General features: G+C 67.0%; 19 protein-coding genes. 16 read left to right on the forward strand and 3 right to left on the reverse strand.

The window, feature by feature from the left end; genetic code table 11:
- The first annotated feature begins 312 nt into the window (after nt 1-312).
- The 9 genes from FFS49_RS35180 to FFS49_RS35225 all read left to right on the forward strand — a co-directional run bounded on the left by FFS49_RS35180 (nt 313) and on the right by FFS49_RS35225 (nt 9,613).
- Nucleotides 313-1,926 (forward strand): DUF2957 domain-containing protein, encoded by a 1,614-nt coding sequence (locus FFS49_RS35180; RefSeq protein WP_137910397.1) that lies wholly within the window; start codon nt 313-315, stop codon nt 1,924-1,926.
- A 71-nt stretch (nt 1,927-1,997) separates the two neighbouring features.
- On the forward strand, nt 1,998-3,251 hold the full coding sequence (locus FFS49_RS35185) for a DUF2957 domain-containing protein (protein WP_071332060.1): 1,254 nt from the start codon (nt 1,998-2,000) through the stop codon (nt 3,249-3,251).
- A 73-nt stretch (nt 3,252-3,324) separates the two neighbouring features.
- Nucleotides 3,325-4,149, forward strand: a complete 825-nt coding sequence (locus tag FFS49_RS35190) for an OmpW family outer membrane protein (protein WP_137910398.1) — start codon at nt 3,325-3,327, stop codon at nt 4,147-4,149.
- A 121-nt stretch (nt 4,150-4,270) separates the two neighbouring features.
- Nucleotides 4,271-4,774: a hypothetical protein gene (locus FFS49_RS35195; RefSeq protein WP_039369510.1), complete on the forward strand. Its 504-nt coding sequence runs from the start codon at nt 4,271-4,273 to the stop codon at nt 4,772-4,774.
- Nucleotides 4,775-4,956: 182 nt separating this feature from the next.
- Nucleotides 4,957-5,460, forward strand: a complete 504-nt coding sequence (locus FFS49_RS35200) for an activator protein (RefSeq protein WP_071332062.1) — start codon at nt 4,957-4,959, stop codon at nt 5,458-5,460.
- Nucleotides 5,461-5,694: 234 nt separating this feature from the next.
- Nucleotides 5,695-6,786 carry a hypothetical protein gene (locus tag FFS49_RS35210; RefSeq protein WP_137910399.1) on the forward strand — a complete coding sequence of 364 codons (1,092 nt, stop codon included), beginning with the start codon at nt 5,695-5,697 and terminating at the stop codon, nt 6,784-6,786.
- Nucleotides 6,787-7,381: 595 nt separating this feature from the next.
- Nucleotides 7,382-8,524 carry a glycosyltransferase gene (locus tag FFS49_RS35215; RefSeq protein ID WP_039369512.1) on the forward strand — a complete coding sequence of 381 codons (1,143 nt, stop codon included), beginning with the start codon at nt 7,382-7,384 and terminating at the stop codon, nt 8,522-8,524.
- Nucleotides 8,521-9,015, forward strand: coding sequence for a hypothetical protein (locus FFS49_RS35220; protein WP_137910465.1), 495 nt, complete (start codon nt 8,521-8,523; stop codon nt 9,013-9,015). The genes FFS49_RS35215 and FFS49_RS35220 overlap by 4 nt, the downstream gene beginning before the upstream one ends.
- Before the next feature lie 13 nt (nt 9,016-9,028).
- Complete coding sequence (locus FFS49_RS35225) at nt 9,029-9,613, forward strand: dual specificity protein phosphatase family protein (protein ID WP_137910466.1); 585 nt, start codon at nt 9,029-9,031, stop codon at nt 9,611-9,613.
- Between the two features lie 84 nt (nt 9,614-9,697).
- Here the strand turns inward: FFS49_RS35225 and betA are convergent, their stop codons facing one another.
- The 3 genes from betA to betI are packed head-to-tail and all read right to left on the reverse strand — an operon-like array spanning nt 9,698 to nt 13,510.
- Nucleotides 9,698-11,398: a choline dehydrogenase gene (gene betA / locus FFS49_RS35230; protein ID WP_137910467.1), complete on the reverse strand. Its 1,701-nt coding sequence runs from the start codon at nt 11,396-11,398 to the stop codon at nt 9,698-9,700.
- Nucleotides 11,399-11,423: 25 nt separating this feature from the next.
- Nucleotides 11,424-12,893, reverse strand: coding sequence for a betaine-aldehyde dehydrogenase (gene betB, locus FFS49_RS35235; RefSeq protein ID WP_137910468.1), 1,470 nt, complete (start codon nt 12,891-12,893; stop codon nt 11,424-11,426).
- Nucleotides 12,894-12,925: 32 nt separating this feature from the next.
- Nucleotides 12,926-13,510, reverse strand: coding sequence for a transcriptional regulator BetI (betI, locus tag FFS49_RS35240; RefSeq protein ID WP_021160333.1), 585 nt, complete (start codon nt 13,508-13,510; stop codon nt 12,926-12,928).
- A 721-nt stretch (nt 13,511-14,231) separates the two neighbouring features.
- Between betI and FFS49_RS35250 the strand changes: the two genes are divergently transcribed.
- The 7 genes from FFS49_RS35250 to FFS49_RS35280 all read left to right on the forward strand — a co-directional run bounded on the left by FFS49_RS35250 (nt 14,232) and on the right by FFS49_RS35280 (nt 22,698).
- Nucleotides 14,232-15,134, forward strand: a complete 903-nt coding sequence (locus FFS49_RS35250; protein ID WP_046549620.1) for an alpha/beta hydrolase — start codon at nt 14,232-14,234, stop codon at nt 15,132-15,134.
- A gap of 67 nt (nt 15,135-15,201) precedes the next feature.
- Nucleotides 15,202-15,771 (forward strand): isoprenylcysteine carboxylmethyltransferase family protein, encoded by a 570-nt coding sequence (locus FFS49_RS35255; RefSeq protein ID WP_039369527.1) that lies wholly within the window; start codon nt 15,202-15,204, stop codon nt 15,769-15,771.
- 17 nt (nt 15,772-15,788) lie between these two features.
- Nucleotides 15,789-17,072 (forward strand): nucleotide disphospho-sugar-binding domain-containing protein, encoded by a 1,284-nt coding sequence (locus FFS49_RS35260; RefSeq protein WP_137910469.1) that lies wholly within the window; start codon nt 15,789-15,791, stop codon nt 17,070-17,072.
- Nucleotides 17,069-18,664: a DHA2 family efflux MFS transporter permease subunit gene (locus tag FFS49_RS35265; RefSeq protein WP_137910470.1), complete on the forward strand. Its 1,596-nt coding sequence runs from the start codon at nt 17,069-17,071 to the stop codon at nt 18,662-18,664. The genes FFS49_RS35260 and FFS49_RS35265 overlap by 4 nt, the downstream gene beginning before the upstream one ends.
- Nucleotides 18,665-18,674: 10 nt before the next feature.
- Complete coding sequence (locus tag FFS49_RS35270; RefSeq protein ID WP_137910471.1) at nt 18,675-19,613, forward strand: glycosyltransferase family 2 protein; 939 nt, start codon at nt 18,675-18,677, stop codon at nt 19,611-19,613.
- An 8-nt stretch (nt 19,614-19,621) separates the two neighbouring features.
- Nucleotides 19,622-21,508: an efflux transporter outer membrane subunit gene (locus FFS49_RS35275; protein ID WP_171026886.1), complete on the forward strand. Its 1,887-nt coding sequence runs from the start codon at nt 19,622-19,624 to the stop codon at nt 21,506-21,508.
- Nucleotides 21,508-22,698, forward strand: coding sequence for an efflux RND transporter periplasmic adaptor subunit (locus tag FFS49_RS35280; RefSeq protein WP_137910473.1), 1,191 nt, complete (start codon nt 21,508-21,510; stop codon nt 22,696-22,698). Before FFS49_RS35275 ends, FFS49_RS35280 begins: the two co-directional genes overlap by 1 nt.
- Nucleotides 22,699-22,765 lie beyond the last annotated feature (67 nt).

A 22,765-nucleotide genomic window follows, 5' to 3' on the forward strand; every position in this document is an offset into this window, starting at 1 on the left:
CAGTCGGACTGCCGTTTCCCGTTTTTTCGCTGAATGCAGGCGCGATGCAGATCGCGTGTCTGCATTGCTCTCTCGCCGTGTAGCGGCGAACCACTTCCCGTTTCGATCGTTCTCACGGCGCCTTGCTGCTTGACGGCGCCGCGGGAGAGCGCTTGTCTGCCGCCGCGGCGTGTGCCGCATTTGCCTGACCGGCATCGCGGCCGTCTTGCGCGCACCGTCATGCGCCGCGCTTTCGTGCCGCGGCGCGATACCAACCGGCGGGCCATGCAGCCTGTCCGGACGAGACTTGTCGTACCTGAAAAGGAGGGGTTGATGCTTTGCATTCCTGAATGGCGGAAGGCGATTCTGTCGTGCGCGGTACTCGCGCTGCCGTTCGTCGCCGGTTGCGGCGGCGGCGACGATCCGGGGCCGATCAACGTGCCGCAGTGCTCGGGCAGCGCGTGCGGGCCGAGCGGTGCCGAAACGACGCCGCCGGTCGTGACGAAGCTGTGTCCGGACGCGCTCGATTACACGACGACTTATACGGGCGGCGCGGGCAGCGGCGAGTACGTGAAGGTGAAGTTCGATACCACGAAGCTCACCTATCAGATGCAGTTCCTGGAATCGTCGGTGCCGACGTCGGCCGGGCAAGTCAACAACACGCGTGCGGGCCTGACGATCAGCGGCGCATTCCATCATCCGACCACGCTCCCGACCGCCGAGCAGAACCGCTGCGCGTTCGTGCTCGACAGCGGCGCGACGAGCGACGGTGCGTATTCGGTGACGATCAACCGTGCCGATCCGCCGATGCTGTTCGTCGGCAATGGCGTGGTGGGTGGCGGGATTCCGGGGGCGACGATTGCGTACAAGGGTATCGACCTCGGGGCCCCCACGCCCATCGGCTACGTGCCGTCGCGGACGTTCGATTTCTACCCGTTCATCGGCTTCATCGAAACGGAAACCGACTTTTCGAAGGTCGCGGGCAATTACAACGAGGTAGGCATCCATCTGTCGCCGATCGGCGGGGGTGGGCAGAGCGCGCCGGGGCCAATCGGCTGGGAGCCGGACGTTGTCAACTGGAACCAGACGCTCAATGCGGACGGTTCGTGCACGATCACGCAAGGCAGCGACTACTCGTGTCAGACGACCGGGACCCCCTGGACGCTTCGCAAGAATGCGGACGGGGCGGCCGACAACGTGTTCGTGAGCAACGGGCTGCCGAATGCGTTTGGCGTGGCCTCGTATCCGATCGCGGGGCAGGGGTCGTCGCTCATCCTCCTTGCGTCGAGTCAGGCCAAAGGCATCATGATCGTCGGCAAGCTGAACGGCGTACGGATACCGGTCGTGATTCGTGTCGGCTATACGTATGTCGATCCGGCCAATCCGCTCGCGTCGGTCGCCGATGCCGAAGTCGGGATCTCGATGCTGTCGTCAGCCACCGCGATTGCCGCCAATTCGCTGAAGGGCGGTTACATCGGCGCGACCAGCGCATCCGCATGCGGCGTCGTGACGTCTCCCGGCACGACGAGCTTCTTCCCGTCGGCAGGCCCGAGCTTCAATCCAAACGTGCCGCACCCGGATCTGCCTGGCAAGTTCGTCAATGGCACCTTCCTGACGGAAGCCGGAACCTGTAACGACGGCACTGCCGTGTCGACGATGGCCGCGAACTATACGTCGACGCTGTTCCAGGGCAATACCGCGGCGTTCATTGATCCGCAGACGTCGTCGGTGACCTCGCAGTTCGCGCTCGACTATACGCAGGCCACGCCCGGCAAGATCAAGGTCACGGCCTCGCAGGACTTCAACGCGAAGGGTGCGAGCGGCAACGTGGCGATCTTCAAGAAGGGCGATACGGGCTGGATCGTGACGGCCGGCAACGTCTACGCGATGGTCGTCAACAACAGCCAGGTCAACCCGTTCTTCACGGTCGGCGCGTTCGTCCAGTAACCCTGCATTGAACACGTAAAACCGGCGGCGCATGCGTCGCCGTCGGCGAATCGAATTTCAAGAGGATTCCTATGAATTTGAAGCAATGGATGGCAGCGGCGTCGCTCGCACCCGTGCTGGCCGCATGCGGCGGCGACGGCGACCCGCCGCCCGCACCGGTAGTTCGGCTGTGCCCGCAGACGATCGACTACAACACGGTGTTCGTCGGCGGGTCGGGATCGGGCGAGCTCGTGAAGGTGCAGCTCGACACGACGAAAATGACGTACCGGATGACGTATCTCGCATCGCCGGTGCCGACCACCACGGGCACCGTGCAGCCGACCCGCGACACGACGCCGGCCAACGTGGTCGACGGCACGCTCGCCGACGAAACGGGGCTGCCGACGGTGAAGCTGAACCAGTGCACGTTCCGGATGCAGAACGCGAGCCTCGACCCGAACCGGCCCGCGCGGCTGTTCCTCGGCGAGGGCGTGCTGGGCGGCGCGATTCCCGGCGCGACGATTCAGTTCGACGGCGTGATCGGCGTCGGCAAGATCACGAAGACGACGTTCCCGTACTACCCGTTCATCAGTTTCTCGTCGCTGGAAACCGACCTGACGAAGATCGCCGGCAAGTACAACCAGCTCGGCTATCACCAGGTGCCGTCGCAGAGCTTCCAGCCGGTGGCGCTCGACCAGCAGGTGACGATCAATGCGGACGGCAGCTACGTCGAGACCGACAACTTCGGCAAGAAGAACGGCGGGCAGCCGCTTGCATCGAGCGCGACCGTGAACCAGCCGTTCACGCTGCGGCCCGATGCGCCGGCGTTCCAGTCGCTCAACTACCTGCCGCAGATTCAGCCGACGCTCGCGGCGGTCGATCCGGCGAAGGCCGGCAAGGGGATCCTGATCGTCGGCAAGCTGCGCAACCAGCTCGTGCCGATCTTCATCCGCACGGGTGCAGCCAACGCGGACCTCACGCAAGGCCCGCCGAGCGCGGACGACGAATCGGGCATCTCGTTCCTGAGCCCGCAGACGGCGATCGCGCAAGGCTCGCAGAACGGCGAGTACACGGGTGTCGACAGCGCGTTCAACTACCGCGCGACCGCGCTCGTCGGCGCGCAGGCCACGCTGCTCGATCCGTTCAATGCGTCGCAGGCCGCGCTCACGCGTGCGCTGAATCTCGACTACACGCAGAAGGTGCCCGGTGTCGTCACGACCGTGCATGCGGATGCGGCGTCGGGGCCGGCGACCGGCAAGTTCGTGTTCACCGGCGGCGTATTCGGGTTCCTCGACATGAACGATACGAGCAACCCGTACTTCACGGTCGGCGCATTCGTGCAGTGACGCACGCCTGGATGGAGACACGGTGGCGCCGCGCGCGGATGCGCGGCGCCCGGACAGAATGAGGGGAGACTTCATGAAGAAGCTGATTGTCGCGGGTGTCGTCGCAGGCGTGTCGACGCTCGCATCGGCCCAGCAGGCGGGCGACAACGTCGCGACGCTGGGCTGGCTGCACATCATGCCGCAGGATTCGACCAACGGGCTGACGACGAATCTTGCCGGCATGCCGATCAACGGGCCGTTGCGCCTGCCCGGGTCGTTCACGTCGCCGGGCACGAGCCTGACGGTCAACAACGCCGATACCGTCGGCCTCACGCTCACGCACTTCCTCACCGACCATATCGCGGTGACGTCGGTGCTCGGCGTGCCGCCCGAGTTCACGCTGACCGGGCACGGCTCGATCCGGCCGCCCGGCCCGGCCGGTGCGCTCGGCAGCGTCAACATGGACAACCCGGCGAACCAGCCGGCGGTGAAGAACGCGCGGCAGTGGAGCCCGACGATCATTCTGCAGTACTACTTCAACTCGTCGACCGCGCGGTTCCGGCCGTTCGTCGGGATCGGCGTGGCCTACAGCTGGTTCAGCAACATCGAGCTGAATGGCAACTTCGCCAAGGACATCAACGAGAACCTCGGCAGCGTGCTTGCGGCCGGTGCCGGCAAGCCGGGGCCGACGTCGGTGGAGGGCAAGGCGTCGTCGTCGTTCACGCCGGTCTACAACGTCGGCGCGAGCTATGCGATCGACAAGCACTGGGGGCTCACGGCGACGCTGACCTACATGCCGCTGAAGACCTACTCGTCGCTCGTGATCAAGGCGGCCGACGGCTCGACGCTTGCCACCACGCGCACGCGGCTGAAGGCTGACCCGCTGATCACGTTCGTCGGGATTTCCTACAAGTTCTGAGCCGACCGGTGCGCATGACGCGCGTCGGCGGCTTCCTGCGACTGGCTGGCCGGACCTTTTCGGTCGGGAGGTCGCGTTCCTGGCGGCGTGCCGCCATTTGTGAAGAGAGGGGGCAGTTCAAATGAGCATTCGCAAAATCGTATCGCTTGTTGCTGCAGTGGCTTTCACCGCGGTTTCGGCCGCGCCTGCTTTCGCAGTTACCGTTACGCGGGCCGACGGTCAGCCGATGAACCCGAACGGCGAGCCTTTTTCCGCGACCGGGCTCACGAACCTCAGCAAGGGGCAGATCACCGCGGCCTGTAACGCGACCTTCAACGGCACGATCACGTCGACCGGCATCGTCAACATCACGTCGACGACGTTCTCGGGCGGTGCGACGTGCGGGCTGATCAACGGCAGCGCGAGCAGCGCGTCGCCGTGGACGGGGCAGGCCGACAGCACGACGCAGTTGACGATCAATAACGTCAAGGTGAACGTCACGCTGCTCGGTACCTGCGGGCCGAGCAAGGTCGTGACGACGTGGAGCGATCCGAACTCGTCGCTGACGTTCAACAACGCCACGCTGACGCCGGATTGCACGGTGGGCGGCACGGTCGCGACGTCGCCGAAGTTCCACGTGCAATAAGCGATCGCGGATCGAAGCGGGTGCCCGCCGCGTGCGAGGGCCGTGCGGCAGGCGCGGTGGGTATTGGCAGCTTCGATGGGTCCGTGCCGTCGCGTGATTCGGCACGGCGGCCGGATTCGTTCCGCAGAGCGGCCGTGTTTCTCGTGTAAGGCCGCCATATATCAAGAGAGAGGGCCATTCAGATGAAAATTCGTCAAATCGCATCGCTTGTTGCTGCAGCGGTGTTCACTGCGGTCTCGGCTGCGCCTGCTTTTGCGGTGACCGTTTCGCGTGTGGACGGCCAGTCGATGAATCCGAACGGCGAGCCGTTCTCCGCGACGGGGCTGACCACGCTCAGCAAAAAGTCGATCGTCTCGAACTGCTCCGTGACGTTCAACGGGACGATTACGCCGGCGGGTATCGTCAATATCACGTCGGTGCAGTACAGCGGGGGGAACTGGTGTCCGGCGACCAGCAGTACCGCGAGCAGCGCTTCGCCGTGGACGGGGCAGGTGGACAGCGCGACACAGCTTTCGATCGACAACGCGCAGGTAGACTTCAAGCTGCTTGGCGCTTGCGGGCCGAGCAAGCTCGTGGCGGCATGGAACGATTCGAATGCATCGCTGACGTTCAACAATGCCGTTTGGACACCCGACTGCGTGTGGTCCGGCACGTTGATGGCATCGCCGAAGCTCCACGTGCAGTAAGCGTCACTGAGTGAAGCCGGGCGCCTGTGGTGCACGAGGGCCGCGCGATAGGCATGGCCGACGCCTCATTCCCCGATGCAATCGTGTCGTCGCGCGTATCGGCGCGACGGCCGGCTGACCGCCCGTGTCGCGATCCGATCCGGGTGGACAGGCAGGGCCGGCGCGGCGTGCCGCGCTGCCCGATTCGATTGAAACAACCAAATTCAAATTGGCCAGAACACTCCCGGAAGACCCATGCTTACCGATCCAGCAAAGTATGGAGATGCCCGCGGCGCGACGCCCGACCGGCTGCGCACGGCCGCGTGGCTGCAGTACCTGATCGAACGACTCGACGCCGCCGCGTGCGCGGCGGACACGGGTGACGCCGGCGACACGACCGTCATCTCGTCACACGCGATACGTATGCGGGTGGGCGCGAACTTGTCCCGAGAAGCGACCACGATTCTTGGTCGGCTCGCGCCGTGGATCGCCTCGGACGGCGGCATGTGCGCATGCGATCTGAGCGACCCGCGCGGTCCGTGCTCGCATGTGCCGTCGATGCAGCAACTCGCCGAAGCCGAACGTAGCTGCCCCGGCTCGCGCGCCGTGTTCGACACCGCGTACGGCGTGATCGATGCATGCGCGTTCGACGACCCCGATGTCGGCTGGGCCGCACTCGAGCGGATTGCCGGCGGTGTCGAATGCAACGGGGGCGATGGCCGTGAATGTACCGAACATGAAAAGGGCGCGCAGGACGACATGCCGCCTGCGAAGAACCTGAGAGAAAGGCTGGCCGTCGTCGCGGCGGCGAGTGGAGAAACGTCGGCCATGCCGGGCGCCGTCATCGACGCGATCGTGCTGCGTGTGTGCGGGCCGCGCAACGACGCGTCGCGCATCGACGAGATGGCTGCGCTCGTGACCTTCTCGGCCGCACTCGCCGCTGGCGACGGGACCGCTGTTGCCGCGTATGACGGTCAGCACAACCTCGTTGCGCGGGCGATTCGCACGCATCGTGCCGATCTCGCGTCGGTGGACGGGCTGCTCGCGGCGTTGTCCGTGTGCCGGCTCGATCAACTCGTCGGCGCGGGCAGCGTTTGGGCCTACTACTTGCTGGCGGGCATCGTGATTGCAGCGCCGGACGCCGTTCGGGAAGTCGGTCACCGCTTTCATGGTGATGAATGGCAGGCGTGGCTCGATCACGTGCTCGCGTGGCCGGCGGTCAGCCGCTTCGGGCCGCAGGAGGACGTCGCGTTCGAACGCCTGCAAGGCGCGATGAGCCTGACGTCGCGATGGAATCCGATCGTCCGCGGGAAACGGATGCGGAAGCGGGGTGTCGTATCGCCCTGAATCGGGGGCACGTGGGACACGGCCGACTGATGCATCGCCTTGACCGAAGCGACATGCAAGGATTCCAAACGAATCGCGCACGAGCACCCTGGCTCGCGCCGAAGTGCCGGGCCTCGTTCGCAAGCGCGAACGGGCATCAGGCGGCGGCGCGCTGAGCCTTCGTGCCGTCGGTGCCCACGCCGTCCACGCCATCTATCCTTCCTGACCGCCTGACCGCCTGACCGCCTGACCGCCTGACCGCCTGACCGCCTGACCGCCTGACCACCTGACCGCCTGACCGCCTGACCGCCTGACCGCCAGACCGCCAGACCGCCAGACCGCCAGACCGCCAGACCGCCAGACCGCCAGACCGCCAGACCGCCAGACCGCCAGACCGCCAGACCGCCAGACCGCCTCGCGCCTCCCCCGATCCGGGCACCCTCGACCGAACGCAGTATGATTCCGCAGGCGGTGCCGGCGATCGCTGCGCTGTAATCGCCCGCCCGCACCGCCAAAGATCTGCCAAGCTTGTTGTAAGCCGGACCCAAACAGCCGCCGCGTGAGAGCGCCGCCGCGAACCCGCGTCCGGGCCACCTTCATCGAAACGGTCAGTCAGATGTCAAAGCAAAACAAGAAGATCCTCCTCCTGAGCGTCAGCGCCGGCGCCGGCCATACCCGGGCGGCCGAAGCGATCCGCGCGTTTGCCGACCACCATCCCGCCGGCATCGAAGCCACCCACCTGGACGTGATGGATTTCGTATCCACCGGCTTCCGCAAGCTGTACACCGATCTCTACATCAAGCTCGTCAGCAGCCAGCCGGCACTGTGGGGCTATCTGTACCAGAAGACCGACGAGGTCGATCCGGCCGCGGCATCGCAGAAGATCCGCCGCGCGATCGAGCGGCTCAACTGCCGCCAGCTGCTCGCGGAGATCGAGCGGCAACGCCCGGACGCGATCATCTGCACGCACTTCCTGCCCGCCGAACTGCTGTCGCGCGAGATCCGCAAGGGGCGCGTCGACACGCCGGTGTGGGTGCAGGTGACCGATTTCGACCTGCACAGCATGTGGGTCGTGCCGAACATGCGCGGTTATTTCGCGGCCAACGACGAAATCGCGTGGCGCATGCATGCGCGCGGCATGGCGCCCGACACGGTGCACGTCAGCGGCATCCCGATCATGCCGGCGTTCGGCCAGCCGCTCGATCGCGCGGCCTGCGCGGCCGAATTCGGTCTCGATCCCGCGCGCCCGACGTTCCTGATGATGTCCGGCGGCGCGGGCCTCGGCGGGCTCGACGTGCTGGCCGCGCGCCTGCTCGAGATGGAGGCCGACTTCCAACTGATCGCGCTGGCCGGCAAGAACAAGGCGATGCTGGCGTCGTTGCAGGAACTGGCCGCGCAGCATCCGGGCCGGCTGTTTCCGCAGGGTTTCACGCAGCAGGTCGAACGCCTGATGGCCTGCGCCGATCTCGCGATCACGAAGCCGGGCGGCCTGACGACGTCCGAATGTCTCGCGATGCAACTGCCGATGATCGTCAACTCGCCGATTCCGGGCCAAGAAGAGCGCAATGCGGATTTCCTGCTCGAACAGGGCGTCGCGCTGAAGGCGATCGACGACGATGCGCTCGTCTACCGGATCCGCGCGCTGCTGCAGGCGCCGGAGCGTCTCGCCGACATGCGCCGCCGCCTCGCGCCGCTCGGGCGGCCGCTCGCCGGCCGCTTCGTGCTCGATCGCGTGCTGGGCCTGGAGCCGGCCGCATGAGCGTCGCGCGTTTTGTGCCGACGCGCCATACGGTGTTCGTCGTCGCGTGGGTCGTGCTGCTCGCGTACTTCTTCGCGAACGTCGAGATCCAGATCGAAGGCAGCGCGGGCTGGGCCGCGAACCTGCCGACGTGGCGCATCGAGCATCACTGGCTGCTCGACCTCTTCTGGGGCGGGCGGTCGATGACCGGCTACCACGCGTGGGTGTTCCCGTTCGTCGCGCTGTTCTTTCACCTGCCGGCCGTGTTCAACGGACGGTGGTCGTGGCGCATCGAAGCGCGGATCATCGCGTGCATCATGGTGTTCTGGCTGACCGAGGATTTCCTGTGGTTCGTGCTGAATCCGGCGTATGGCCTGGCCCGCTTCAATCCGGCGAACGTGCCGTGGCATATCCACTGGCTGGGCGTGGCCCCGACCGACTACTGGACGATGAGCGCCGCCGCGATCGTGCTGTTCATCGTTTCCCGCGAGCGCAAGCGCGCTTTTTACTGATCTCCGACCCGACATGAAAATCGCCGTCATTGCCGCGCTCGCCGCTACGCTCGCAGGGCTCGTGCAGCCGGCCCACGCGGATCCGGCCTCCGAGGTGTCCGTCCGCCCGATCAAATGGGCGCAGAGCGTGGCCGATGCGCATGTAAACAACCTGCACCGCATCACGCCGACGCTGTACCGCAGCGCCCAGCTGTCGCGCTCGGACGTGCCGGAACTGCAGAAGCTCGGCATCCGCAAGGTCATCAGCTTCCGTTCGTTTCACGCGGACGACACCATCCTGGCCGGCACGCAGATCAAGATGCAGCGCATCCGGATCAACACGTGGGACATCCGCGACGAGGACATGGTGACCGCGCTGAAGGCGCTGCGCACGGCCGACCAGGACGGCCCGGTGCTGATCCACTGCCAGCACGGCGCCGATCGTACCGGCCTCGTGTCGGCGTTGTACCGGATGGTGTACCAGGGCTGGACGCGCGAGCAGGCGCTCGATGAACTGCAGCACGGCGGCTACGGGTTCCATCCGATCTGGCAGAACATTACGAACTACTTGAAAAACGTCGACGTCGAGCGGTTGAAGCGGGAAGTGAACAGCGGCTGACGATCCCATGCAAAACGCCGCCGACACGTGCTGTCGGCGGCGTTTCGTCAGTACGTCGATGCGCGGGCAACACGCCCGCCGCGGTCAGGCCGTTTCCGGCTGCCGCACGGCCTTCGCGACATTGCGGGCCATCGCCCCGTTCGCGACGAAGTAAGGCACCTCCACGCGCGCAAGCGGCTTGCGCCCGCGAATCTTGTCCGCGATCTTCTCGGCGATCATGATCGTCGGCGCATTGAGGTTGCCGGTCGTGATGATCGGCATGATCGACGCATCGACGACGCGCAGCCCTTCGAGCCCGTGCACGCGGCCTTCTTCATCGACCACGGCCATGTCGTCGTAACCCATCTTGCACGAGCACGACGGATGGAACGCGGTCTCCGCGCGAGCGCGCACGAACGCGTCGAGTTCCTTGTCGGACTTGCAGTCGGCGCCCGGATTCAGCTCGCGGCCGCGATATCGATCGAGCGCGGGCTGCCGCATGATTTCGCGCGTCGCACGGATCGCATCGCGGAACTCGCGCCAGTCGAGCGCTTCGGCCATGTAGTTGAACAGGATGCTCGGATGGTCGTTCGGATCGCGCGAGCGCAGCTTCACGCGGCCGCGGCTCGGCGAGCGCATCGAGCCGACGTGCGCCTGGAAGCCGTGCATCTCGATTGCGTTCGAGCCGTTGTAGTTGATCGCGACAGGCAGGAAGTGATACTGGATGTTCGGCCACAGGTCGTCGTCGCGCGTGCGGATGAAGCCGCCCGCCTCGAAGTGGTTGCTCGCGCCGAGGCCGGTGCCGTTCAGCATCCATTCGAGGCCGATCTTCGGCTGGTTCCACCACTTGAGCGCGGGGTACAGCGAGACCGGCTCCTTGCACTCGTACTGGATGTACATCTCCAGGTGATCCTGCAGGTTCTGGCCGACACCGGGGAGGTCGAGCACGACGGGAATGTCGAGTGCCTTCAGCCATGCGCCGGGGCCGACGCCCGAGCGCTGCAGCAGTTGCGGCGACGCGATCGCACCGCTGCACACGAGCACTTCGCGGCGCGCATGCGCGGTCGCGCGTTCGCTGCCGCGCAGGTACGTGACGCCCGACGCGCGCTTGCCGTCGAACAGGATGCGATCGGCGAGCGCGTGCGTGACGATCTCGAGGTTCGAGCGCACCTTCGCCTGGTCGAGGTAGCCGCGCGCGGTGCTGGCGCGGCGGCCCTTCGGCGTGACCGTGCGGTCCATCGGGCCGAAACCTTCCTGCTGATAGCCGTTCAGGTCGTCGGTGCGCGGATAGCCGGCCTGCACGCCGGCATCGACCATGGCCTCGAACAGCGGGTTCACGCCGGGCTTGCTGGTCGTGACCGACACGGGGCCGCTGCCGCCGTGATAGTCGTTCGGGCCGACGTCGCGCGTTTCGGCCTTCTTGAAGTACGGCAGGCAGTCGAGATACGTCCAGTTCTCGAGGCCCTTGTGCGTCGACCAGTTGTCGTAGTCGAGCGCGTTGCCGCGGATGTAGCACATGCCGTTGATCAGCGACGAGCCGCCGAGCCCCTTGCCGCGGCCGCATTCCATCCGGCGGTTGTCCATGTGCGGCTCGGGGTCGGTTTCGTAGGCCCAGTTGTAGCGGCGGCCCTGCAGCGGGTAGGCGAGGGCGGCCGGCATCTGCGTGCGGAAGTCGAAGCGGTAGTCGGGGCCACCCGCTTCGAGCAGCAGCACCGTCACGTCCGGATCTTCCGTCAGGCGCGTTGCGAGCACGTTGCCCGCGGAACCTGCGCCGCAGATGATGTAGTCGTATTCGCGTGTCGTCATGACGGTCAATCTCCTTTCGTGATCCTTAAAACACCGGGTTGTAGCGGCCGAGCTCGACCTGCACCGACTTGATTCGAGTGTAGTGCTCGAGCGTCGTGATGCCGTTCTCGCGTCCGACACCGGATTGCTTGTATCCGCCAACCGGCATCTCTGCCGGCGATTCGCCCCACGTGTTGATCCAGCAGATGCCGGCTTCGAGGCGATGGATCGTGCGGTGCGCGCGCGACAGGTTCTCGGTCACGACGCCGGCCGCAAGGCCGTAGTGCGTGTCGTTCGCGCGGGCGATCACTTCGTCTTCCGATTCGAAATCGAGGATGCTCATCACCGGCCCGAAGATTTCCTCGCGGACGATCTTCATGTCGTCGCGGCAATCGCCGAACACGGTCGGCGCGACGTACTGGCCGCCGCCGAAGTGGCCGTCGGTCAGGCGCGTGCCGCCCGCGAGCAGCTTCGCGCCTTCGGCCTTGCCGCTTTCGATGAAGCCGAGCACCTTGTCGAGCTGCGCGGCCGACACGAGCGGGCCGAAGTTGGTCTCGGCATCGGTCGGCTTGCCGACACGGATGCGCTTCACGCGTTCGAGCACCTTTTGCGTGAACGCGTCCTTGACCGAACGGTGAACGAACACGCGAGTGCCGTTCGTGCAGACCTGGCCCGAGCTGAAGAAGTTGGCGGTGACCGCGATGTCGGCCGCGCGGTCGAGGTCGGCATCCTCGAACACGATCAGCGGTGACTTGCCGCCGAGCTCCATCGTCACTTCCTTCAGCGACGACGCGCCGGCCAGCGACATCACCTTCTTGCCGGTTTCGACGCCGCCCGTGAACGACACCTTCGCGATGTCCGGGTGGCCCGTCAGCAGCGCGCCGACCGAGCCGTCGCCCTGCACGACGTTGAACACGCCGGCCGGCACGCCGGCTTCCGTATAGATTTCCGCGAGCTTCAGCGCGGTGAGCGGCGTGACTTCGCTCGGCTTGAACACCATCGCGTTTCCGGCCGCGAGCGCGGGGGCCGTCTTCCAGCACGCGATCTGGATCGGGTAGTTCCACGCGCCGATGCCCGCGCACACGCCGAGCGGCTCGCGGCGCGTGTAGACGAACGACTCGGCGCGCAGCGGCACCTGCAGCCCTTCGATCGCGGTCGCGAGGCCAGCGTAGTACTCGATCACGTCCGCGCCGGTGACGATGTCGACCGCGAGCGTCTCGCCGATCGGCTTGCCCGTGTCGCGCGTTTCCAGCGCCGCGAGTTCGTCGTTGCGCTCGCGCAGCAGGTCGACCGCGCGGCGCAGGATGCGCGAGCGCTGCATCGCGGTCATCGCGGCCCATTCACGCTGGCCTTCCTGTGCGGACGCCACCGCGCGGTCGACGTCGGCCGCGCTGGCCTGCTGCACCTGCGCGAGCAGTTCGCCGGTGGCGGGATCGAAGGTGTCGAAAGTCTTGCCGCTCGTGGCGTCGACGTAACCGCCGCCGATGTAGAGGCGCTGCAAACCGAATACGGACATGAGGATCTCCTTGAGGGCGACTGCGTGACGCGTCAGTCGGACGCGAGCAGCAGGTCGATGTAATCGTGGGCGAGCTTCAATGCAGCCCGGGTGTCGATCGGGCCGCCGGCGAGTGCGCCGCGCAGCCACAGGCCGTCGATCAGCGCGGCGAGGCCGCTGGCGGCCTCGCGCGCTTGCGTGCGCGGCAACGCCTTCGCGAATTCGGCGCACAGGTTCGAGTGGAGGCGCCGCGTGTTGACGTGCTGCAGGCGCTTGAGCATCGGGTCGTGCATGCTCTGCGACCAGAACGCGAGCCAGGTCTTCATCACGGGCGCGCTGACCTGCGTGTCGTCGAAGTTCGCGGCGACGATCGCGCGCAGCCGGGAGCGCGGATCCTTGCGTGCCGCCACCCGGCGGCGCGTGGTGGCCGACCACAGGTCGCGCAGCACGTGCCGCATCGTCGCTTCGAGCAGGCCGTCCTTGTCGCCGAAGTAGTGGCTGACGATGCCCGTCGAGATGTTCGCGCGTTGCGCGACCGATGCGAGCGTCGTGCCGGGCAGGCCCGCCTCGTCGATCGAGCGCAGCGTGGCGTCGATCAACTGTGCGCGGCGAATCTCCCGCATTCCGACTTTCGGCATCGCGACTCCTTTCGCCCGGACGGGCCGTCCATGGAAGTCGAGAGCTTAGCGGTTTTTTATTGATCGTTCAATCAATAAAAAAATCGGGGTCGGACGGTGACGGCGGCTGCGCGGCAGGTGAGCGGGGCCCTGTTCGAGCGTTGTGCAGGTGCGGAAAAATAATTGAAAGATGTTTAAAAAAGTTGGAGTTTGTTTAAAACGCTTTCTGAATTTGGCGATCAATCCGGTTAATCGTTTCGGGTGTCGAAGCGATTACTGAATGAAAGAACATTGAGCTGTGTGATATTTGGTTAAGCGTGGAAGTCGATGCGCGAAACGACGTCACGATTCGGTCATGAAAATCCGTTTGAAATAGGCGAATGAAACGATGTAACTTGATGATTGTGAACGAATGTTGGTCGTTTTTACGGAAATGAAGCACCCTCCCGCAAACGATTGCTATCGCCCTCGAGCGAATTCCGCTTACCATAAAAAATGCGGAAATAATTTGAATCGGCCGAATTTCCGGACGGAGTAGAGGGTATCGTTGGAATGACTTGAGTCAGTAATATTGTCCGTATTAGTATGGCGCCGCACTACGAGGAATGAATCGATGCCGCCGGTATTGCCGCGGTGCATTGGCCAATCGCGCGATTCGGATCGCGAGTAAGAAACCGGCGCAGTCATTGCGCACCTGCAGCATGCCGCGACGTCGAGACGCCGCATCAACCGGAGAACGACGATGCTGACCGAAAAACACGTGGTCCCATTGCCGAATGGTCTGAAGGTCTATGTCGAACGCAACGTGTTCGACCCGGCGTTCGACACGGCAATGCTCGTCAACGGTGCCCTGGCGACGACCGCGTCGTTCGGGCAGACCGTCCAGTATCTCGGCGAGCGGATGAACACGATCTGCTTCGACCTGCCGTATGCGGGGCAGTCGCGCCAGCACAACCCGGGCTGCTTCATCCTGACGAAGGACGACGAGGCCGCGATCCTGCAGCACCTGGTCGAGCGCTTCGCGCCGGCGTACCTCGTGTCGGTGTCGTGGGGCGGTGTCGCGTCGCTGTTCGCGCTCGCACGCGGCTGCCCGAGCGTGCGGCGCGCGGCGATCTGCTCGTTCTCGCCGTTCCTGAACGACGCGATGGTCGACTACGTGACGCGCGCCCGCGACCACATCGCGGCCGGCGAGAACCTGAAGGCCGCGCAGCTGCTGAACGACACCGTCGGCCGCTACCTGCCGCGCATCATGAAGCTGTACAACTACCGCTATCTCACGCGCCTGCCGCGCGACGAGCAGGACCAGGTTGCGTTCCACGTCGACCAGATCCTGTCGCTGCAGCCGGAGCGCTACCTCAGCGAGTTCTCGAACATCGGCTGCGAGCTGTTGTTCCTGAACGGCGAGCGCGACGAATACACAACGCCCGCCGACGTGCGCCAGCTCGGCGCGCACGTGCCGCGCGCACGGTTCGCGACGGTGCCGGACGCCGGCCACTTCCTCGACATCGAAGGCCGCGCGCAGCGCGAATACACGCGTTCGGCGTTGCTCGACTTTTTCTGCGGCGGGTCGTCGCTCGCCGCCGGCATGGCGCTCGCCGCCGCGCAGTCGTGCGTGCCGGCTCCGATGCACGCGCTGTCGTCGTGACGCCGTACGCCGTGCGTCCGGTACGCGCGGCGCTCCCGAATTCCCATCCCAACGAGGCAGGCCAGCCGTGAATATCGTTCAGACCATCGCCATCGTCGTTCCGTGGGCCGTGTGGCTCGCCTACTGGATCGCCACTTCGCAAGGCGTGAAGACGACCGTGCGCAAGGAAGCGTCGCGCTCGCGCACGTTGCAATCGATTCCGCTGATCGTCGGCGGCGCGCTGATCATCCTGCCCGATCCGTCCTGGCAGGCGCTCGTGCCGGACTGGCAGCGCTTCGGTCTGCAGACGCAGTGCGGGCTCGCGGTGCTGGTGGCCGGCCTGCTGTTCTCGGTGTGGGCGCGGCTGCACCTCGGCACGAACTGGAGCGTGTCGGTCACGCTGAAGGAAGACCACGAGCTCGTCCGCACGGGGCCGTATGGGCTCGTGCGTCACCCGATCTATACCGGCTGCCTGATCGCGCTCGTCGGCGCGGCGCTGATCGGTGGCGAATGGCGCGGCGCGATCGGCGTGCTGCTCGTGTTCGCGTCGCTCGCGTACAAGGTGCGTGTCGAGGAAAGCTGGCTGACCGGGTATTTCGGGCCGGCGTACACGCAGTACCGTCGCGAAGTCGCGGCGCTGATTCCCGGCTTCTACTGACTCCCGCGAGGCGCGCGATGGCGAAGATGATCGTGACCGCGATCGGCTCGGCGGGCGACGTGCATCCGCTGCTCGGCGTCGCACGCACGCTCGCGGCGCGCGGTCACGACGTCGTGTTCTGCACGCATGCGCCGTTCGAGGCGGTCGTGCGCCGTTGCGGGTTCGCGTTCGTGCCGATCGGCACCGCGGCCGAATACGAGGCCGCGATGGCAAACCCCGCGCTGTGGGATTCGCGCACGTCGTTTCGCACGCTGTGGGAGGTGATCGCGCCGACGCTGCGCCCGCACTACGACGCGCTGCGTGCGCTGACCGACGACGATACGGTGCTCGTCGGCACGCTGTGGGCGTTCTCCGCGCGCTTCATGCAGGAGTTGCACGGCACGCCGTACGTATCGGTGCAGGTGTCGCCGTCGACACTGCTGTCCGCGCATGCGCCGCCGACGCACCCGCGCCTGACGATTCCCGCGCGCTGGCCGCTGCCGGTGAAGGCGGCGCTGATGACGCTGATCGAGCGGCAGGTGCTCGATCGCACGTGCGGGCCCGCGCTCAACGCGGTGCGCCGCGCGCTCGGGCTCGCGCCCGCGCGGCGCGTGCTGGGCCGCTGGCTGCATTCGACCGATGGCGTGCTGTGCCTGTTTCCCGGCTGGTTCGCGCCGCCGCAGCCGGACTGGCCGTCGAATCATCTGCAAAGCGGTTTCCCGCTGTTCAACGATATTGCGACCTCTGAAGACGATGTGGCACTCGATGCGTATCTCGCGGCCGGTGAACCCCCGGTCGTGTTCACGGCCGGTTCGACACGCGTCGATCACGCGGCATACGCGCACGCGGTGGCGGACGCGCTGCGCGCGACCGGCGCGCGCGGGATCCTGCTGACGTCGCAGGATGCGGCGCCGGACAGTGACCGTTTGCTCGTGCGCCGCTTCGTGCCGATGCGCACGCTGCTGCCGCGCTGCCGCGCGCTCGTGCATCACGGCGGGGTCGGCACCGCGGCGCTCGCGTTCGAAGCCGGGATCGCGCAGGTCGTCACGCCGTTCGCGCACGACCAGTTCGACAACGCGCAACGCGTCGCCGTGAGCGGCTGCGGCGTGCGCATCGACGGCCCGATCGACGGTGCGCGTCTCGGCGCGGCGCTCGCGCGTGTGCTCGGTGAACCTTCGTTCGCGGTGCACGCGGCGCGCACGCGCGCGCTGCTTGCCGCCGAGCGGGACGGCTGCGACGCCGCCGCCGATTTCATCGAACGGTTCGCACCGGCGCACGGGCGGGCTGCTGTGCGGCCCGAAGCTGTGGTGGCCGGCGCATGAGCACCGCGTCGCCGCTTCACGACGGGCCGGTCGCGCCTTCCGCGTTCGACGTGCCGGCGCTCGCGCCGGCCGCGCAGCCGGTGCGCGGCATCCGGCTCGCGCTGCTGACGTTCGCGCTGTCGCTCGCGACCTTCATCGAGGTGCTCGACTCGACCGTGACGAACGTCGCGGTGCCGGCGATCTCCGGCAGCCTCGGCGTATCGAACAGCCAGGGCACATGGGTGATCAGCTCGTATTCGGTCGCGGCCGCGATCGCGGTGCCGCTGACGGGCTGGCTCGCGCGCCGCGTCGGCGAGCTGCGGCTGTTCGTCGGCGCGATCCTGCTGTTCACGCTGACGTCGCTGCTGTGCGGGCTCGCGCGCGACCTGCACGTGCTGGTGATCTGCCGCGCGCTGCAGGGGCTGTTTTCCGGGCCGATGGTGCCGCTGTCGCAGACGATCCTGCTGCGCACGTTCCCGCCGGACAAACGCACGATCGCGCTCGCGCTGTGGGCGATGACGGTGCTGCTCGCGCCGATCTTCGGGCCGGTGGTCGGCGGCTGGATCGTCGACAACTTCTCGTGGCCGTGGATCTTCCTGATCAATCTGCCGATCGGGCTGTTCTCGTTCGCGGTCTGCACCGCGATGCTGCGCCCGGACGCGCAACGCGGCCAGGCCGGACCGATCGACGTGCCGGGCATCGTGCTGCTCGTGATCGGCGTCGGCTCGCTGCAGGCGATGCTCGATCTCGGCCACGATCGCGGCTGGTTCGGCTCGCCGCTGATCGTCACGCTCGCGGTGGTCGCGGCGCTCTCGATCGTGTCGCTGCTGATCTGGGAGGCGGGCGAGGCGCACCCCGTCGTCGATCTCAGCCTGTTCCGCGATCGCACGTTCTCGTTCTGTGTACTGATCATCTCGCTCGGGATGATGAGCTTCTCGGTGGTCGGCGTCGTGTTCCCGCTGTGGATGCAGGCCGTGATGGGCTACAACGCGTTTCATGCGGGGCTCGCCACGGCATCGCTCGGCGTGCTCGCGCTGGTGTTCTCGATCCTCGTGGGGCTCCATGCGCATCGCTTCGACGCGCGCGTGCTCGCGACCTTCGGCTTCCTCGTGTTCGCGGCCGTGCTCGCATGGGACGCGCATTTCACGCTGAAGATGACGTTCGCGCAGATCGCCGCGCCAGGGCTGATCCAGGGGATCGGGCTGCCGTGCTTCTTCATTCCGCTGACCGCCGCGACGCTGTCGCGCATTCCGGATGACCGGCTCGCGGCCGCGTCGAGCCTGTCGAACTTCCTGCGCACGCTGTCCGCCGCGTTCGGCACGGCGATGAGCGTGACGCTGTGGGACAACCGCGCGACCTATCACTACGACGTCGTGTCGCAATCCGTCACGAACGCGTCGGCGAACACGCAGCGCTTCGTGCACACGCTGAACGCGATGGGCGTGGATGGCGTGCGCGAGCTGTCGACGCTGCACCAGGTCGTGATGCAGCAGGCCTACATGATGGCGACCAACGACATGTTCTGGATGGCGAGCATGACGTGTCTCGCCCTCGCGGCAATGATGTGGCTGACGCGGCCGAAGCGCGGCGCGGCGGCCTCGTTCGGGCATTGAGGAGAGGAACATGACGACACTCGGCGCACTCGTGATCCTGTATCACCCGAGCGATGCACAGCTCGACGCGCTCGGCGCATGGCGGCACGCGTGCGACGCGCTGCTCGTCGTCGACAACACGCCGCAGCCCGATGCACGGGCCCGCGAGATGTGCGCGCGCGAAGGCATCGCGCTGCTGCATCACGGCAATCGCGGCGGGATCGCGGGCGCGTACAACGCGGGGCTCGCGGCGCTGTTTCGCGACCGGATCGATGCCGTCGCGCTGTTCGACCAGGATTCGTCGGTGCCGGCCGCGTATTTCCCCGCGATGCGCGATGTGTGCGCGGGGCTCGGCAGGCGCGCGTTCCTGGCCGGCCCGCGCATCTTCGACGAAAACGCGCGCAGCTTCCTGCCCGAACTGTCGACCAACGGGATCGGGCTGCGCCGCCTGCACATCGAGCCGGGCGCGCCGCTGCAGCGCTGCGCGTTCCTGATTTCGTCGGGCTGCGTCGTGTCGCGCGACGCATTCGACGTGCTCGGCCGTTTCGACGAGACGCTGTTCATCGATCACGTTGATACCGAATACAGTTTCCGCGCGTTGTCGCGCAACGTGCCGCTCTATGTCGTGCCGTCGCTGGTGCTGCCGCACCGGATCGGCGCGAAGCAGCGTCATGCGATCGGCCCTTTTGAAATGACGTCGATGAATCACTCGTGGCAACGGCGCTACTACAGCGCGCGCAATGCAGTGCAGCTCGGGATGCAGTACGGGTTGCGTTTTCCGGTGGCGATCGTGCCGAACCTGTTGACGATGTGGCAGGTCGTGCAGATCGCGCTCGTCGAACGCGACAAGCGCGCGAAGCTCGCCGGCATCCTGTTCGGCGTCGCGGATGGCCTGTTCGGCCGGCTCGGTCCGCTCGAACGCACGCGGCCGCGTCTGGCCGCGCGTGCGCAACGCGTGCAGCGGGGGTGAGGGGCGCGATGCGGCGTATGAATAAAGCGGCGAGTGCGGCGCGTCGCGTGAAGGGCGGATCGATGACGATCGCCGCCGCGGCCGTGTTGCTGGCGTTGAGCGGATGCGTGCCGTCGGGCTTCCTGCCGTCGCTGTCGTTGCGCGCGCCGGCCGACGATGCGCTCGTGCATACGGCCGGCCCCGGCGTGAACGGCGCGTGGCCCGCGCCCGACTGGGTGAAGCAGTTGAACGATCCGCAGCTCGATGCGCTGGTTGCCGAGGCTTCGCAAAACAACCCGGACCTGCAGGTCGCGCAGGCGCGGCTGCGGATCGCGCAGGCGCAGCTTCAGCAGTTCGATTCGTTGACGGGACTGACGGGCACGGCCGGCGCGACCGTCAGCCGCGCGCGCATGCCGAAGCCGGGCGACGACGTCGCCAACGTGTCGGTCAGCGGCTATCGCGTGCCCGTGGAGATCTTCGGCGATCCGAACACCTCGCCGTCGTCGGTGTTCGTCGGGCTGACCTACCAGCTCGACCTGTGGGGCAAGAACCGCGCCGCGACGAAGAGCCTGATGTCGCTGCGCGAAGCGGCGCGGGTCGAGGCCGAGCAGGTGCGGCTCACGCTGGCGGTCGCGATCGTCACCGTGTACTGCCAGCTCGACCAGGCGTATGCGACGCAGGATCTGCTTCAGCAGAAGCTGAAGGTCAGCCAGCGCGTGACGACCGTGCTGCGCGAGCGTACGGCGCGCGGGCTCGACAACGCGTACGACGCGAGCGACGCCTCGATCAAGCGCAGCAAGCTGCTCGCGCAGATCGCACTCAACGACGAACAGATCAAGCTCGCGCAGCTGCAGCTCGGCGTGCTGTCCGGTCGCGGCCCGGAGCGCGGGCTCGCGCTGCAGCGGCCGCGCGTCGGCACATTCGCGGGCGGTGCGCTGCCCGCGCGGCTGCCGGCCGATCTCCTGGGTCGCCGGCCCGACATCGTCGCCGCACGGTTGCGCGTCGAAGCCGCGTTCGCGAATGCCGATTCGACGCGCGCGCAGTTCTATCCGGACTTGAACCTCGTTGCGCTCGGCGGCGTGTTCGCGCTCACGCCCGCGTCGCTGTTCTCGCGCGACGCGCTTGCCGGCTCGGTCGGCCCGGCGATCTCGCTGCCGATCTTCGATCGCGGCCGGCTGAAGGCGAAGCTCGGCGCGGATGTCGCGCAGGCCGACGTCGCGATCGGGCTGTACAACAAGACCGTCGACGATGCGCTCGGGCAGGTCGCGCAGTTCGTCACGTCGCTGCAGACGTCGCAGACGCTCGTCGCGCAGCAGCAGGACGCGGTCGCGGCCGCGCAGAAGATCGTGGAGATCGCGACCGACCGGCACCGGCGCGGCGTGCTGATGCAGAAGGACGTGGATGTCGCGGATATCACGCTGATCGACGAGCGCGCGCAGATGATCGCGTTGCTCGGCCGGCAGCGGTCGCTGCGCGTCGGACTCATCGGCGCGCTGGGCGGCGGGTTCGATGCGGGCGCGACGGTTGCGCAGGCGCCGGCCGCGCATCGGGCGCGTAGCGGGGCGGCGAAGCGAGGCGCTGCGATTGCCGCGCCCGCCGTTGCGGTTGCGACTGCTGCGGCTGCACCGGCTGCGCCGACCGCACCGACCGTGAGCCAACCTGTGGCGGCGCCGTCGGCCGATGTGCGTGCGGCGAGCGTGGCCATGCCGCCGATCGTCGCTGCGTCGAATGCGGGGCCCGTACGACGCGACGACTTGGCGCGCACGCCGGCCGCCGCCGCGACGCCTCGCAGCACCCCCGTTCTCGCGCGCACGGCAGCGGCGAGTCCGGCGCCGAGCCCGTCGGCAAGCCCGTCGGTCACGCCACCGATTCCCCTGTTCCAGCACGATCGCCTGATCGTTACGCAAAGCGACTGATGCATCACGACAACCTCCATACCGCCGCGCCGCCGGCCGCACTGAACGACCCGGCACTCGACGCACGCCGCGCGACGCGCCGCAAGCGCTTCATCGCGTTCTTCGCGGTCGTGCTGGTGGCCGCGCTCGCATGGATCGCGTACTGGCTGCTGAGCGATCGCTATTACGAAGACACCGACGACGCGTACGTCGCCGGCAGCATCGTCCAGGTCGCCGCGCAGACCCCCGGATCGGTGACCGACGTCGTGGTTGCCGATACGCAGGCCGTGCGCGCCGGCCAGACGCTCGTGAAGCTCGACGATACCGAGGCGTCCGTCGCGTTCGCGCAGGCGAAGGCGCAACTCGCGCAGGCCGTGCGGCAGGTCGCGAACGCGAAGATATCGAACACGATGTACGTCGAGGCCGTGAATGCGCGGCGCGCCGACCTGGCGCTCGCGCAGCGCGCGTTCGCAGCGCGCTCGGGCGCGTCGGTCGAGATCGTCGCCCCCGAAGAGCTCGCGCGAGCGCGCGCGGCGGTTGCCGGCGCGCAGGCGAATCTCGCGGCCGCGCAGGCACAGCTCGAGGCGGCACGTGCGCTCGGCACACGGTTGCCCGTCGACGAAAGCCCGGCCGTCGTGCAGGCGGCCGCGCAGTTCAAGCTCGCGTACCGGAACCTGAAGCGCACGACGATCGTCGCGCCGGTGGACGGCACGATCGGGCAGCGTTCGGTGCAGGTCGGCCAGCAGGTCGGGCCCGGCGTGCCGCTGATGTCGATCGTGCAGCTCAACCAGCTGTGGATCGAGGCGAATTTCAAGGAGGGGCAGATTCGCCACATGCGCATCGGGCAGCCGGTCGAGGTCGTGTCGGACCTGTATGGCTCGCGCGTGACCTATCGCGGCCGCGTGCAAGGCTTCTCGGCGGGCACGGGCAGTGCGTTCTCGATGCTGCCGTCGCAGAATGCGGCCGGCAACTGGATCAAGGTCGTGCAGCGCGTGCCGGTCGTGATCGCGCTCGATGCGCGCGATCTGGCCGCGCATCCGCTGCGCGTCGGGTTGTCGATGCGCGCGACGGTCGACACGCACGATCGCAACGGCCACGCGCTGGACAGCGAGCCGCCGACGCCGGCCGTCAGCACACGCGTGCACGACGGCGTCGCGAGCGATGCGGAAAGCGCCGCCGCCGCGATCATCCGCGAAAATCAGGGCGGGTAACGTCCGAACGAGAGTGGGGCGGCCGGTCGCCGCGAACGGGCCGCCCCACTCTCGTTCGGACGTTACC

It is taken from the genome of Burkholderia sp. 4NA327C6 (assembly GCF_005502655.1).
Taxonomy (GTDB): domain Bacteria; phylum Pseudomonadota; class Gammaproteobacteria; order Burkholderiales; family Burkholderiaceae; genus Burkholderia; species Burkholderia contaminans.

Bases quoted from the DNA above. Each gene is read 5' to 3' on its own strand.
- FFS49_RS35180 (WP_137910397.1), top strand. From the start codon at position 313: ATGCTTTGCATTCCTGAATGGCGGAAGGCGATTCTGTCGTGCGCGGTA.
- betB (WP_137910468.1), bottom strand. From the start codon at position 12,893: ATGTCCGTATTCGGTTTGCAGCGCCTCTACATCGGCGGCGGTTACGTC.
- FFS49_RS35215 (WP_039369512.1), top strand. From the start codon at position 7,382: ATGTCAAAGCAAAACAAGAAGATCCTCCTCCTGAGCGTCAGCGCCGGC.
- FFS49_RS35250 (WP_046549620.1), top strand. From the start codon at position 14,232: ATGCTGACCGAAAAACACGTGGTCCCATTGCCGAATGGTCTGAAGGTC.
- FFS49_RS35190 (WP_137910398.1), top strand. From the start codon at position 3,325: ATGAAGAAGCTGATTGTCGCGGGTGTCGTCGCAGGCGTGTCGACGCTC.
- FFS49_RS35220 (WP_137910465.1), top strand. From the start codon at position 8,521: ATGAGCGTCGCGCGTTTTGTGCCGACGCGCCATACGGTGTTCGTCGTC.
- FFS49_RS35185 (WP_071332060.1), top strand. From the start codon at position 1,998: ATGAATTTGAAGCAATGGATGGCAGCGGCGTCGCTCGCACCCGTGCTG.
- FFS49_RS35280 (WP_137910473.1), top strand. From the start codon at position 21,508: ATGCATCACGACAACCTCCATACCGCCGCGCCGCCGGCCGCACTGAAC.
- FFS49_RS35200 (WP_071332062.1), top strand. From the start codon at position 4,957: ATGAAAATTCGTCAAATCGCATCGCTTGTTGCTGCAGCGGTGTTCACT.
- betI (WP_021160333.1), bottom strand. From the start codon at position 13,510: ATGCCGAAAGTCGGAATGCGGGAGATTCGCCGCGCACAGTTGATCGAC.
- FFS49_RS35210 (WP_137910399.1), top strand. From the start codon at position 5,695: ATGCTTACCGATCCAGCAAAGTATGGAGATGCCCGCGGCGCGACGCCC.
- FFS49_RS35195 (WP_039369510.1), top strand. From the start codon at position 4,271: ATGAGCATTCGCAAAATCGTATCGCTTGTTGCTGCAGTGGCTTTCACC.
- FFS49_RS35260 (WP_137910469.1), top strand. From the start codon at position 15,789: ATGGCGAAGATGATCGTGACCGCGATCGGCTCGGCGGGCGACGTGCAT.
- FFS49_RS35275 (WP_171026886.1), top strand. From the start codon at position 19,622: ATGCGGCGTATGAATAAAGCGGCGAGTGCGGCGCGTCGCGTGAAGGGC.
- FFS49_RS35225 (WP_137910466.1), top strand. From the start codon at position 9,029: ATGAAAATCGCCGTCATTGCCGCGCTCGCCGCTACGCTCGCAGGGCTC.
- betA (WP_137910467.1), bottom strand. From the start codon at position 11,398: ATGACGACACGCGAATACGACTACATCATCTGCGGCGCAGGTTCCGCG.
- FFS49_RS35270 (WP_137910471.1), top strand. From the start codon at position 18,675: ATGACGACACTCGGCGCACTCGTGATCCTGTATCACCCGAGCGATGCA.
- FFS49_RS35265 (WP_137910470.1), top strand. From the start codon at position 17,069: ATGAGCACCGCGTCGCCGCTTCACGACGGGCCGGTCGCGCCTTCCGCG.